The organism is Allobosea sp. BE125, from assembly GCF_031456075.1.
In the GTDB taxonomy this organism is placed as follows: Bacteria; Pseudomonadota; Alphaproteobacteria; order Rhizobiales; family Beijerinckiaceae; genus Allobosea.
Window position 1 is genome coordinate 342397 of sequence record NZ_JAVDTY010000003.1, and the last position, 11732, is coordinate 354128.

At 65.6% G+C, this 11732-nt stretch carries 10 protein-coding genes; 4 read left to right on the forward strand and 6 right to left on the reverse strand.

Features of this window, described 5'->3' with window-relative positions:
• Position 1: 1 nt before the first annotated feature.
• From J2Y55_RS10170 to J2Y55_RS10195, 6 genes are all read right to left on the reverse strand, one after another.
• Positions 2–523 carry a tetratricopeptide repeat protein gene (locus tag J2Y55_RS10170; protein ID WP_310151668.1) on the reverse strand — a complete coding sequence of 174 codons (522 nt, stop codon included), beginning with the start codon at positions 521–523 and terminating at the stop codon, positions 2–4.
• 87 nt (positions 524–610) lie between these two features.
• A complete protein-coding gene (locus J2Y55_RS10175; protein ID WP_404978882.1) occupies positions 611–3697 on the reverse strand; it encodes an efflux RND transporter permease subunit in 3087 nt (1028 codons plus the stop codon).
• Between the two features lie 44 nt (positions 3698–3741).
• Positions 3742–4959, reverse strand: a complete 1218-nt coding sequence (locus J2Y55_RS10180) for an efflux RND transporter periplasmic adaptor subunit (protein WP_310151674.1) — start codon at positions 4957–4959, stop codon at positions 3742–3744.
• A gap of 20 nt (positions 4960–4979) precedes the next feature.
• Positions 4980–5462, reverse strand: coding sequence for a MarR family winged helix-turn-helix transcriptional regulator (locus J2Y55_RS10185; RefSeq protein ID WP_310151678.1), 483 nt, complete (start codon positions 5460–5462; stop codon positions 4980–4982).
• Positions 5463–5607: 145 nt separating this feature from the next.
• On the reverse strand, positions 5608–6285 hold the full coding sequence (locus tag J2Y55_RS10190; RefSeq protein WP_310151681.1) for a transglutaminase-like domain-containing protein: 678 nt from the start codon (positions 6283–6285) through the stop codon (positions 5608–5610).
• A 100-nt stretch (positions 6286–6385) separates the two neighbouring features.
• Positions 6386–7588: a pyridoxal-phosphate-dependent aminotransferase family protein gene (locus J2Y55_RS10195; protein WP_310151684.1), complete on the reverse strand. Its 1203-nt coding sequence runs from the start codon at positions 7586–7588 to the stop codon at positions 6386–6388.
• A gap of 178 nt (positions 7589–7766) precedes the next feature.
• On the opposite strand from J2Y55_RS10195, the gene J2Y55_RS10200 reads away from it, so the two are divergent.
• From J2Y55_RS10200 to J2Y55_RS10215, 4 genes are all read left to right on the forward strand, one after another.
• The gene (locus J2Y55_RS10200) at positions 7767–8462 is read left to right on the forward strand and encodes a GntR family transcriptional regulator (protein ID WP_404978875.1); all 696 of its coding nucleotides are present in this window, start codon (positions 7767–7769) and stop codon (positions 8460–8462) included.
• 198 nt (positions 8463–8660) lie between these two features.
• Positions 8661–9641 carry a Bug family tripartite tricarboxylate transporter substrate binding protein gene (locus J2Y55_RS10205; RefSeq protein WP_310151687.1) on the forward strand — a complete coding sequence of 327 codons (981 nt, stop codon included), beginning with the start codon at positions 8661–8663 and terminating at the stop codon, positions 9639–9641.
• Positions 9642–9649: 8 nt separating this feature from the next.
• On the forward strand, positions 9650–10177 hold the full coding sequence (locus J2Y55_RS10210) for a tripartite tricarboxylate transporter TctB family protein (protein WP_310151690.1): 528 nt from the start codon (positions 9650–9652) through the stop codon (positions 10175–10177).
• Positions 10178–10200: 23 nt separating this feature from the next.
• Positions 10201–11727: a tripartite tricarboxylate transporter permease gene (locus J2Y55_RS10215; protein ID WP_310151693.1), complete on the forward strand. Its 1527-nt coding sequence runs from the start codon at positions 10201–10203 to the stop codon at positions 11725–11727.
• Positions 11728–11732: the final 5 nt, after the last annotated feature.

The window sequence follows — 11732 nt, forward strand, 5'->3', positions numbered from 1 at the left end:
GTCAGTTCGCGTCGTTGAACTTTTGGTACCAGCGCTGCGCCTCGGCCTCATCCTTGGCGACGCCCTCTCCGACATTGTACATGTCGCCGAGCGCGTTCATTGCGGTCGGGAAGCCCTGCTCCGCCGCCTTGCGGTACCATAATACCGCCTGGGCCTTGTCCTGGCGCGTGCCGTTTCCGCTTCGGTACATATCGCCGATATAGGATTGGGCCCGGGCAAATCCGCGCTCCGCGGATAGGCGATACCATTTGAACGCCTCGGCCCGGCTTTCGCTGACCCCAGATCCTTGCAGGTAGAGATCGCCGATATGGGCCGGGGCCGCGACGTCGCCCTTGTCGGATTGAACGCGCCATAATCTGAGCGCGGTCGCATAATCGTCGCGCTGATAAGCATCCCAGGCTTCATCAGCATGAGACGCTGCCGCCGAGCAGATGAGCAGCCCAATCGCCAAACCAACAACAGACGGCCGCATCTCTGTCCCGCGCCATTCGAGCGATCTCGATGCCATACTCGATGGCAACATCGAAATCGCCCTATGCGACCACCCAGGGTCTGGCCCCATTGGATAACCCGCCAGAGACCGGACCACGATCCCCTTCCCTGTCGGGCCTCACTCCGCCGGAGCCGGATGGGCGTGTGCGGCAACCTCTCCCGGCTTCTTCCGCGAAAACAGCCAGTCGAGCCCGTTCGAGAGCCGCTCCATGTAGAGGAACAGCACCGGGGTGATGAACAGCGTCAGCACCTGCGAGATCATCAACCCACCGACCACGGCGATGCCGAGCGGCTGACGCAGCTCGGCGCTGGCGCCGGCGCCGAGCGCGATCGGCAGCGTGCCCATCAAGGCCGCGAGCGTCGTCATCAGGATCGGCCGGAACCGCATCACGCAGGCCTGGTGGATCGCCTCCTGCGGCGTCTTGCCCTCGCGTTTCAGCACGAGCGCAACGTCGATCATCATGATCGCGTTCTTCTTGACGATGCCGATCAGCATCAGAAGGCCGATGATGGCGATGACCGAGAGATCGAGCCCGAACAGCCTGAGCGCGCCCAGCGCGCCGATCGCGGCCGAGGGCAATCCGGTCAGGATCGTCAGCGGGTGGATGAAGCTCTCATAGAGGATGCCGAGCACGATATAGATCGTCAGGATCGCACCCGCGATCAGCAGGCCCTGATTGGCGAGCGAATCCTGGAAGGTCTTGGCCGTGCCGGCCAATGTCGTCGAGAGCGACTTCGGCAGGTTGATCTCGGCCTTCAGCGCCTCGATCTTGGTGACGCTGTCGCCGAGCGCGACGCCCGCCGGCAGGTTGTAGGAGATCGTCACGGCCGGAAGCTGGCCAAGCTGGTTGACGGTGAGCAGGCCCGTCGTGCGCTCGACACGCGCGAAGGCGCTGAGCGGCACCAGATTGCCGTTGCTGGCACGGATGCGGATCTGGTCGAGCTTGTCGGCCGACCAGCCGCCCTTGGGATCGAACTCGACGATGACCTGATAGCTGTCGCCGGTGGTGTAGATGGTCGAGACCTGACGCACGCCGAAGCCGGAATAGAGCGTCGAGCGCAGGATGTCGGAGCCGATCTTGAGCTGGTTGGCCTTGTCGCGGTCGATCACCAGCGTCGCTTCCGCCGCGCTGTTCTGCAGATCGGTGGTGACGTCGATGAAGGTCGCGGGATCACGGGCCATCGCGTCGGCGAGCTTCACCGACCATTCGTTCATCAGGCCCTGGTCGAGCCCCTGCACGACGAGCTGGTACTGGCTCTTGGAGGCGCGCGCGCCGATGTTGAGGTTCTGGACCGGCGTCATATAGGCGGTGATGCCGGCGATCGGCGCGAGATCACGACGCAGGCCGGCAAGCACCGCCTGCAGCGGCGGCCGCTCATTCTGCGGCTTCAGCTCGACGAAGAGGCGGCCGGCGTTGAGGGCGCCGGCATTGCCGCTGCTGCCGCCGACGGTGGAGGCGACATGGGCGACGAAAGGCGAGCGGCTGAACACATCCGCCACCTGTGCCTGGAGCGCCTGCATGGCCGGGAAGGAGACGTCCTGGCGCGCCTCGGTCGCGACCTGGAGCTGGCCGATATCCTCCTGGGGGAAGAAGCCCTTGGGCGCGGTCTGGAGCAGCCAGACGCTGAGAGCAAGCGTGCCGAAGAAGGCCAGCAGCATCACCGGCTGGAAACGCAGGCATACCGTCAGCGCCTTGTCATAGCCGCGCAGGATGCCGTCGAACCCGGCCTCGAGCACGCGTCCGAAGGCGTTCTCCTTATGGTGCTCCGAATAGCCGCTCAGCAGCCGCGAGCACAGCATCGGCGTCAGCGTCAGCGAGACGAAGGCCGAGGCCAGGATCGAGACCGTCACGACCACGGCGAATTCGTTGAAGATGCGGCCGATGACGCCGCCCATCAGCAGAACCGGGATGAAGACCGCGACCAGCGAGAGCGAGATCGAGATGATGGTGAAGCCGATCTCGCCCGCGCCCTTGAGCGCCGCCTCATAAGCCGGGATCCCGTCCTCCTCCATATGGCGGACAATGTTCTCCAGCATCACGATGGCGTCGTCGACGACGAGGCCGACGGAGAGCGTCAGGCCGAGCAGCGAGATGTTGTCGATCGAGAAGCCGAAGCCATACATCGCCGCAAGCGTCGCGATGATCGAGATCGGCACCGCCACGGCAGGGATGAAGGTCGCGGCGACGCGACGCAGGAAGGCGAAGATCACCATCACCACGAGGCCGATCGTCAGCAGCAAGGTGAACTGGACATCGTCCACGGCCATGCGGATCGAGACGGAGCGGTCGTTCAGCAGGGACAAAGAAGCCGCGGCCGGCAATTGCTCGGAAAAGGCCGGCAGCATCGCCTTGACCTTGTCGACGACCTCGACGGTGTTGGCGTCGGGCTGGCGCTGCACGGCGAGAACCACCGCGGGCATGCCGTCATAGGCGCTCGCCGTCAGCGAGTTCTCGACGGAATCGATGACCTTGGCGACATCGCCCAGGCGCACCGGCTTGCCGTTGCGCGTGGCGATGATGACGTTGGCGAACTGCGCGGCATCGGCGAGCTGCGTGCGGGCCTGGATGGTGAGCTGCTGGCTGGTGTTCTGCAGCGTACCGACCGGCGTGTTGGCATTGGTCGCGGTGATCGCCGCCTGCAGATCGTCGACGCCGATGCCGCGCGCGGCCAGCGCGATCGGGTCTATCTGGATGCGGACTGCGTATTTCTGGCTGCCGAAGATCAGGACCTGCGCGACGCCGTCGACCGTCGAGAGCGCCGGCGAGATGACCTGCTGGGCAAAGGCATCGAGCTGCGAGAGCGGCACGACATCGCTCTTCAGCGCCATCAGGATGATCGGCGCATCGGCCGGGTTCACCTTGCGGTAGCTCGGCGGCGTCGTCATCTCGAGCGGGAGCTGCTTCTGGGCGCGAGTGATGGCGGCCTGCACATCGGCGGCGGCCGCGTCGATATTGCGGTTCAGCACGAACTGGATCGCGATCGAGGTCGACCCCTGGGCATTCGTCGTCGCGATCGAATCGATGCCGGCGATAGTGGCGAACTGCTTGACGAGCGGCGTCGCGACCGAGGTCGCCATGGTGTCGGGCGAGGCGCCGGGCAATTGCGCGGAGACGTTCACCACCGGGAATTCCGCGCGCGGCAGGGCCGCGACCGGCAGGAAGCGATAGGCAAACAGCCCCGCCAGCACGAGCGAGACCGACATCAGGATCGTCGCCACCGGGTGGCGGATGCAGAAGCCGGAGATGTTCACGACTTGGCTCCCTGCGCGATGGGCGTGCCCTGCGCGGCCGGATCGGCCGGCGCGCTGTCCTTGGCGGCGCGCTCACGAATGCGCACACCGGTCTTGAGCCGCATCTGGCCGTCGGTGACGACGCGCTCGCCGGGCTCGAGGCCCTCGCTCAGCGCCGTGCGGTCGCCATCGCTCAGCGCGACCTTGATCTGGCGCAGCTCGGCCGTCTGGTCGGCCTTGGCGACATAGACATAGGCGCCCTTCTGGCCGGTCTGGACGGCGACAGTGGGAACCACCGTCGTGCCCATCAGGGTGTCGGCGGCGATCTCGACATCGACATACTGGCCGGGCCAGAGCGCGAGGTCGTCATTGCTGAAGGAGCCCTTGGCCGTGATCGTGCCCGAGGTCATGTCGACAGTGGAATCGACGAAGTTCAGGGTTCCCTGAGCGGGCGGCTTGCCGGAATCGGGCACGCTCGCCGTCACGGGAATGGCGCGGCCGGAGCCGAGAGCCCGCTGCAGCACCGACAGGTCGCGCTCGGGCAAGGTGAAGGTGACCCGCAGCGGCTTCATCTGGGTCAAGGTGACGAGACCCAGGCCGGTGCTGTTGGCGCCGACGAGATTACCCGGCGTGACCTGGACCGCGCCGGCGCGGCCGTCGATGGGCGCCAGGATGCGGGTGTAGCCGAGCTTGAGCTTGTCGGCGTCGAGCGTCGCCTTGTCGGAGAGGATGGTCGCCGCGGCCGAGCGCTCATCGGCCGTCGCCTGGTCGACCGATTGCTGCGTGCCGGCATTCTTGAGCAGCAGTTGCTGGTAGCGCGTCAGATCGGCCTCGGTGCGCTTATGCAGTGCCTGGTCGCGGGCGATCGCCGCCTCGTCCTTCTCGATCTGCGCCTTGAGGTCGCGGTCGTCGAGGGTGAAGAGCAGATCGCCCGCCTTGACGAACTGCCCGTCGACGACGTTCTGCTCCATGAGCTGGCTGTCGAGCCGCGACTTCACCACGACGCTGGCCGGTGTCTCGACGAAGCCGATGGCGCGCTTGCGCACGGGCATGTTGGCCCGCTCGGCCAGCGCCGTCACCACGGCGACGGGAGCGCCCTCGCCGCTGCGCCCGGCACGGGCCGAACGCGCACCGTCACCGGGATCGACGGCGCCGCGAGACGTCGTGAACCACGCGCCGGTCGCAACTGCGACCGTGGCCAGGAGAGCAATCGAGAAAAGAGTCTTACGCTGCATCGGTGAGTGGCTCCGGGGGATCAAGCGGCGCTGTCGGCGAGATTCGCCGCAAGCTGTGTCAGGCGTTCTTGTTTCTGCAGGCGGATGCGTTCGCTCATCATGGCAAGCGTCTCCAGCGTCGTGATGATCGCCGCCTCCTCGACGCCATCCAGCACTTCGCCGGCGATCTCGCCGCGCACCGTGTCGAGATCATCGACCAGCGCGCGTCCATCGGGCGTCAGATGCAGGAGGTAGGCGCGTCGATCGTTCGGGTCTGGCCGGCGCTCGACCAGCTTCTGTTGCTCCAGCCGGTCGAGCAGCCGACCCACCGAGATCGGCTGGACATCGAGCTGCTCGGCCAGGGCGGCCTGGTTGAGGCCCTCCTGGCGGCGCAGGCGCCCGAGCACGCCCCATTGCGCGCGGGTCGTGCCATGCTGGTGGGCGCGCTGGTCGACATAGGCCCGCAGGAGCCGCGCGGTCTCGACCAATTGGAACGTCAATTCACGCTTCAGCGGGCGCTTCATCTGCGGTGCCTCGGATATCATAAGCCTGCTTATGATATGGGCGGCGATTGCGGCGATTTCTGGATCGCCTTCGCAGTTGCACAATTTCCTGAGCGCAATCTGGCGTTGGCCGTTGGACGGCGTCTCAGCCGCGCTTTTTGCGCGCTCAGACCTTCGCTTCCTGCTCCATCGAGGCGCCGCGCAGGCCGCCGGGAATGCAGAGTTTCGGGTAGAGCCGCGTCATTTCGATGATCAGGAATTTCACCGGCACGTCGAAGAAGGCGCCGTGATCGGCGATATAGGCCATGAATTCGCGACCCTGCCCGTCGAAGCTTTGGAGCAGCGCGTCATGCCGGCCGTCGAAAAACAGCGGCGCGACACCGAGCTTCGCGCACAGGCTCGCATTGAAGGTCGGCGAGGCTTTCAGCCAGCGGCCGCCGAGAAAAACCTCGGCATAGCCGTGATAGGCGAAGACATTCGTGCCGACAGCCTCCAGCAGGCGCGGCGTGGCGAGATGGTTCATGACGTCGGCGAGGCCGATCCGCGCCGGGATGCCGAGCGCGCGGCACAGCGCGGCATAGAGCGCCGCCTTGCCGACGCAATAGCCCGTGCCGGCCGCAAGCACGGCGCTGGCGCGATAGCTGCCGGTGTCGAGATAATCGCGATAGGGATCGTAGCGGATCTCATCCCGCACCGCAGCATAAAGCAGCCGCGCCTGGGCTACCGGCTCGGCAACGCCCGCCGTCAGCCGCTGCGCCTGCTCAATCACATTCGGGTGATCGCTGTCGATGAATTCGGCCGGGCTCGTGAAGAGCACGCGGTGGCTGTCCTGCATCGCTTTCATGCCCCGCGCCGGAGGTGACGCGCGAAGCCTAGCACCATAGAGGCCGCCCCGCGATGGCAGCGTGGCGCGAACCTCTACACAGCCTTCAGGTACACAGCGCTCAGGCCACCGCCGCAACCGGCGCCTGATTGCCGTCGTCGCGCGCCTCGAGCGCGGCCATCGCCGCCATGACGCCGCCGCTGCGATGCGGCACGCCGGCCGCCGCCAGCCCCATCTCGACGCCCGACAGCGCGCCCAGCAGCATAAGCTCGTTGCATTCGCCGAGATGGCCGACGCGGAAGACCTTGTCTGCGACCTTGCCCAGCCCGGAGCCGAGCGAGATGTTGTACTTCTCGAGCGTGATCTTGCGGTAGCGGTCGGCGCTGTGGCTCGGCGGCATCATCACGGCGGTCAACACCGGCGATTGCTCGGCCGGGTTCTCGCAGAGCACCTCCAGCCCCCAGGCCTTGACGGCGGCGCGCGTCGCGGCGGCAAGGCGCCGATGCCGGGAGAAGACATTGTCCAGCCCCTCCTCCTGCAGCATCGCGAGCGCCTCGCGCAGCCCATAGAGCAGGTTCGTCGCCGGCGTGTAGGGGAAGAAGCCGTTGGCGTTGATCTTCACCATCTCCTGCCAGTCCCAATAGGAACGCGGCAGCGTGTTGGTTTTTGAAGCCGCCATCGCCTTCTCGGAGACCGCGTTGAAGCTCAAGCCCGGCGGCAGCATCAGCCCCTTCTGCGAACCGGAAACGGTGACGTCGACCTGCCATTCGTCATGGCGGTAGTCGACCGAGGCGAGCGAGGAGATGGTGTCGACCATGAACAGGGCCGGGTGGCCGGCAGCGTCGATCGCCTTGCGGATCTCGGCAATCCGGCTCGTCGAACCGGTCGAGGTCTCGTTATGGACCACCATCACGGCCTTGATGGTGCGCGCCTTGTCCGCGACGAGCCTGGCCTCGATCGCCGCCGGATCGGCCCCGCGGCGCCAATCGCCCGGGATGAAATCGACATTGATGCCGAAACGCGCCGCGATCTGGCGCCAGAGCGTGGCGAAATGACCGGTTTCCGCCATCAGCACGGTATCGCCTGATGAAAGCGTGTTGACGATCGCCGCCTCCCAGGCACCGGTGCCCGAGGACGGGTAGATCACCACCGGTTGCGCGGTCTTGAAGACGGCCTTGCAGCCCTCCAGCACAGCCTTGCCGAGCCTGGCGAACTCGGCACTGCGATGGTCGATGATCGGCATGTCCATGGCGCGCAGGACACGATCGGGGATGGGACTCGGCCCCGGAATATGCAGGAAATGTCGACCCTGCTGCGTTGCCATGGCGTATCCTCCCTCGTGCGCATTTCGATTGCGCGTTCTTCATAGCCGATTTTTTGCATTCATTTTTTGAGAATGCAATCTCTCATTAGAACGCAAAGCGAGCGCCCGCTATCTCGACAGCCGACCAAGCTTGGCGTACCCATTGGCCATGACAAGCACAATTCCGGACCTGGAAATCATGCAGATTCCAGCACCCGAGATGCACGACGCGCCCGCCAACACGACACCCAAGGCGGCGGTTTCGCTGCATGACGGGCTGGTGACGGCGCTGCGCGACTACATCGTCGAGGGCAATCTCGCCGATGGCGCGCGCATTCCCGAGCGCCTGCTCTGCGACCGCTTCGGCATCTCGCGCACGCCCTTGCGCGAGGCGCTGAAAGTGCTCGCTGCCGAAGGGCTGATCGACCTGCTGCCGAACCGCGGCGCACGCGTGCGCGAATTGAGTGCTGAGGATCTGCGCGAGCTCTTCGACGTGATGGGCGGGCTTGAGGCATTGGCCGGACGCCTGGCCTGCGAGCGCATTTCGGACGCGGAAGTAGCCGAAATCGAGCAAACGCACCATGAAATGTATCGTTTCTACCTGCGCCGCGAGATGCATGGCTACTTCCAGTGCAACCAGGCGATCCATCGCATGATCGTCGAGGCGGCCGGCAATGCGACACTGAGCGCGACCTATGCCAGCTTCGCCGGGCGCATCCGCCGCGTGCGCTATTCGGCCAATCTCGCCAAGGAGCGCGACCGCTGGGGCGAGGCGATGCGGGAGCATGAGGCGATCCTGGACGCGCTGCGCCGGCGCGCCGGCAGCGAACTCAGCGACATCCTGTTCCAGCACCTGCGCAACAAGCGCAAGGCGGCGCAGGCAGAGGTCGCGTAGCAACCCTGCGTCATTGCGAGCGCAGCGAAGCAATCCAGGGGACGTAGAGCGAGCCCTCCTGGATTGCTTCGCTGCGCTCGCAATGACGATTGGTGGTCATTTTGTGTCGTTGTAAATTTCAGATTGAATGCAGATTTCTTTGGTTCTAGGCTTCCCTCACGACGCCGTCAGAGCGCGACTTAAGGGAGGTTGAGGATCATGAAGCAGCATTGGCTTGCCGTATCCGCGTTGTTTGCCGGCGTCGCGCCCGCAGCTGCCTGGGAGCCGACCAAGGCGATCGAGATCGTCGTGCCCTTCTCGGCTGGCGGCGCCTCCGACCAGATGGCCCGCACGATCCAGGGCATCATTCAGAAGAACCAGCTCACCACCCAGCCGATCATCGTCGTCAACAAGCCGGCCGCCGGCGGCGCCGAGGGCATGCTCGACATCCAGAAATCGGCCGGCGATCCGCACAAGCTGATCACCACCTCGAGCGGCATCTTCATGACGCCGATGGCGACCAGGCTGCCATTGAACTGGCAGGACTACACGCCGGTGGCGATGATGGCGCAGGATTCCTTCCTGCTCTGGGTCAATGCGAAATCCCCCTACAAGACCGCGGCCGATTTCATGGCGGCAGCCAAGGCAGCGCCCGAGCCGCTCAAGATCGGCGGCACCTCGTCCAAGCGCGAGGACAATCTGCTCGTCTTCGGCATGGAGAAGACCGGCGGCGTCAAATTCGCCTATATTCCCTATACCAGCGGCGGCCAGGCCTCGACCCAGCTTTCGGGCAATCATGTTGACGCCAACACCAACAACCCGGCCGAAGATCTGGCGAACTGGCGCGGCGGGGCGACCAGACCGCTCTGCGTCTTCGCCGAACAGAAGATGGCCTATAGCGAGAAGGTCGCGGACGGCCTGTCCTGGGCCGACATCCCGACCTGCGCCTCGCAGGGGCTGAACGTCAGCTACCAGATGCTGCGCGGCATGTTCATGCCCGGCAAGGTGACGAAGGAGCAGCAGGCCTTCTATGTCGAGCTGTTCAAGAAGGTCTCGCAGAACGCGGAGTGGAAGGACTATCTGGCGCGCAACGCGCTGGTTCCCGATTATCGCGACGGCGACGCCTTCGTGCAGTTCCTCAAGCTCGATGAGCAAAAGCACGCCAAGCTGATGAGCGATGCCGGCTTCATGGCCAAGTGAGGCCTGTGATGTCCGGCGCTTCCGACAGCCAAGTCCCGCACAGCCAAGTCCCGCACAATCAAGCCCCGCGCGGCCTCTCCCGCCGCCCCGTCGAGATCACGACCGCGCTCCTCCTGATCGGGCTCGGCCTGCTCGTACTCTACGATTCCTATGGCCGCGGCGCGGGCTGGGACAATGGTCCGCAGAACGGCTTCTTCCCGGCGCGCGTCGGCTGGATCTTCCTGGCCGCCTCGCTCTTCATCCTGGTGCAGTCGTTCCGGGCCGAGAACCGCGTCTTCGTCAGCTATGAGCAGCTCGGCCAGGTTGCGCGGGTGTTCGCGCCCCTGGTGCTGTTCGTGGCGCTGATCCAGCCGCTCGGCCTCTACGTCGCCGCGGGCATCTTCATCCTCGTCTTCATGAGCATCGTCGCGACCTCGCGCTGGTGGGCGATCGTGCTGACGGCGATCCTCGTGCCGCTCGCCTGCTTCTGGGTGTTCGAGCTGCAGTTCCGCGTACCGCTGCCGAAAGGCCCGTTAGAGGCCCTGCTCGGCTATTGAAGATCGGCTACTGAGGATAAGCGATGGACGATTTCTCCTCCCTGATGGCCGGCTTCCAGGTGGCGCTCTCCTGGCACAATGTCGGCTTCATGGTGATCGGTGTCGTGCTCGGCATCATCGTCGGCGTGCTGCCAGGCCTGGGCGGGCCCAACGGCGTCGCGATCCTGCTGCCGCTGACCTTCGGCATGGACCCGACCTCGGCGATCATCCTGCTCTCCTCGATCTATTGGGGCGCGCTGTTCGGGGGAGCGATCACCTCGATCCTGTTCAACATCCCGGGCGAGGCCTGGTCGGTCGCGACGACCTTCGACGGCTACCCGATGGCCGTGCAGGGCAAGGCGGCGGAGGCGCTGACGGCCGCCTTCACCGCCTCCTTCATCGGCGCGCTCTCGGGCGTGCTCCTGATCACCTTCGTGGCGCCGCTCGTCGCCTCCTTCGCGCTCAGATTCGGGCCGGCCGAGTTCTTCGCCGTGTTCCTTCTGACCTTCTGCTCCTTCATCGGCATGGGTCGCGAGAACCGCGCCAAGATCCTGGCCTCGCTCTGCATCGGTTTCCTGCTCGCGGCGGTCGGGCTCGATTCGATCTCGGGCGATCTGCGCATGACGTTCGGGTCGACCGAATTGATGCGCGGCTTCGATTTCCTGGTCGTGGTGATCGGTCTGTTCGGCGTCAGCGAAATCCTGCTGACCGTCGAGGAGGGCCTGGTCTTCAAGGGCAAGCAGGCCAAGATCGACCTCAAGGTGGTGCTGCGCACCTGGGCCGGGCTGCCGCGCTATTGGGCAACGCTGCTGCGCTCCGCCATCGTCGGCATGTGGATGGGCGTGACGCCGGGCGGGGCGATCGCCGCCTCCTTCATGGGCTACGGTCTCGCCAAGCGCTTCTCGCGGCAGCCCGACAGCTTCGGCAAGGGCAATATCGAAGGTGTGCTCGCACCCGAAACCGCGGCGCATGCGGCGGGCACCAGCGCGCTCCTGCCGATGCTGGCGCTGGGCATTCCAGGCTCGGCGACGGCGGCCGTCCTGCTCGGTGGCCTGCTGGTCTGGGGGCTGCAGCCGGGGCCGCTGCTCTTCGTCGAGCAGAAGCAGTTCGTCTGGGGGCTGATCGCCTCGATGTATCTCGGCAATCTCGCCGGGCTCGTCATCGTGCTGGCGACCGTGCCGCTGTTCGCGGCGATCATGCGCATCCCGTTTTCCTATGTCGCGCCGGTGATCCTGATCGTCTGCGCGATCGGCGCCTACACGATCTCGAACTCGATCTTCGACATCTGGCTGATGCTGGGCTTCGGCCTCGTCGGCTATGTCTTCAAGAAGCTCGACTATCCGCTCGCGCCGCTGGTGCTGGCGCTGGTGCTCGGCGACAGGGCCGAGGACTCGTTCCGCCAGGCGCTGCTCGGCTCGGGCGGCAGCCTCAAGGTCTTCGCCGCCAACGGGCTGGTGACGACGCTGGTCGGGCTGGCGCTGTTCCTGCTGCTCTGGGGGCCGGTCATGGATGGAATCGGCGCCTTGCGGCGACGCGGCCGGCCCGCCAAGCCGGCCGAGGCGGCGGAATGACGCAA

Bases quoted from the DNA above. Each gene is read 5' to 3' on its own strand.
- J2Y55_RS10190 (WP_310151681.1), bottom strand. From the start codon at position 6,285: ATGAAAGCGATGCAGGACAGCCACCGCGTGCTCTTCACGAGCCCGGCC.
- J2Y55_RS10180 (WP_310151674.1), bottom strand. From the start codon at position 4,959: ATGCAGCGTAAGACTCTTTTCTCGATTGCTCTCCTGGCCACGGTCGCA.
- J2Y55_RS10185 (WP_310151678.1), bottom strand. From the start codon at position 5,462: ATGAAGCGCCCGCTGAAGCGTGAATTGACGTTCCAATTGGTCGAGACC.
- J2Y55_RS10215 (WP_310151693.1), top strand. From the start codon at position 10,201: ATGGACGATTTCTCCTCCCTGATGGCCGGCTTCCAGGTGGCGCTCTCC.
- J2Y55_RS10210 (WP_310151690.1), top strand. From the start codon at position 9,650: ATGTCCGGCGCTTCCGACAGCCAAGTCCCGCACAGCCAAGTCCCGCAC.
- J2Y55_RS10170 (WP_310151668.1), bottom strand. From the start codon at position 523: ATGTTGCCATCGAGTATGGCATCGAGATCGCTCGAATGGCGCGGGACA.
- J2Y55_RS10195 (WP_310151684.1), bottom strand. From the start codon at position 7,588: ATGGCAACGCAGCAGGGTCGACATTTCCTGCATATTCCGGGGCCGAGT.
- J2Y55_RS10175 (WP_404978882.1), bottom strand. From the start codon at position 3,697: ATGTCGGTCTCGCTCGTGCTGGCGGGGCTGTTTGCCTATCGCTTCCTG.
- J2Y55_RS10200 (WP_404978875.1), top strand. From the start codon at position 7,767: ATGCAGATTCCAGCACCCGAGATGCACGACGCGCCCGCCAACACGACA.
- J2Y55_RS10205 (WP_310151687.1), top strand. From the start codon at position 8,661: ATGAAGCAGCATTGGCTTGCCGTATCCGCGTTGTTTGCCGGCGTCGCG.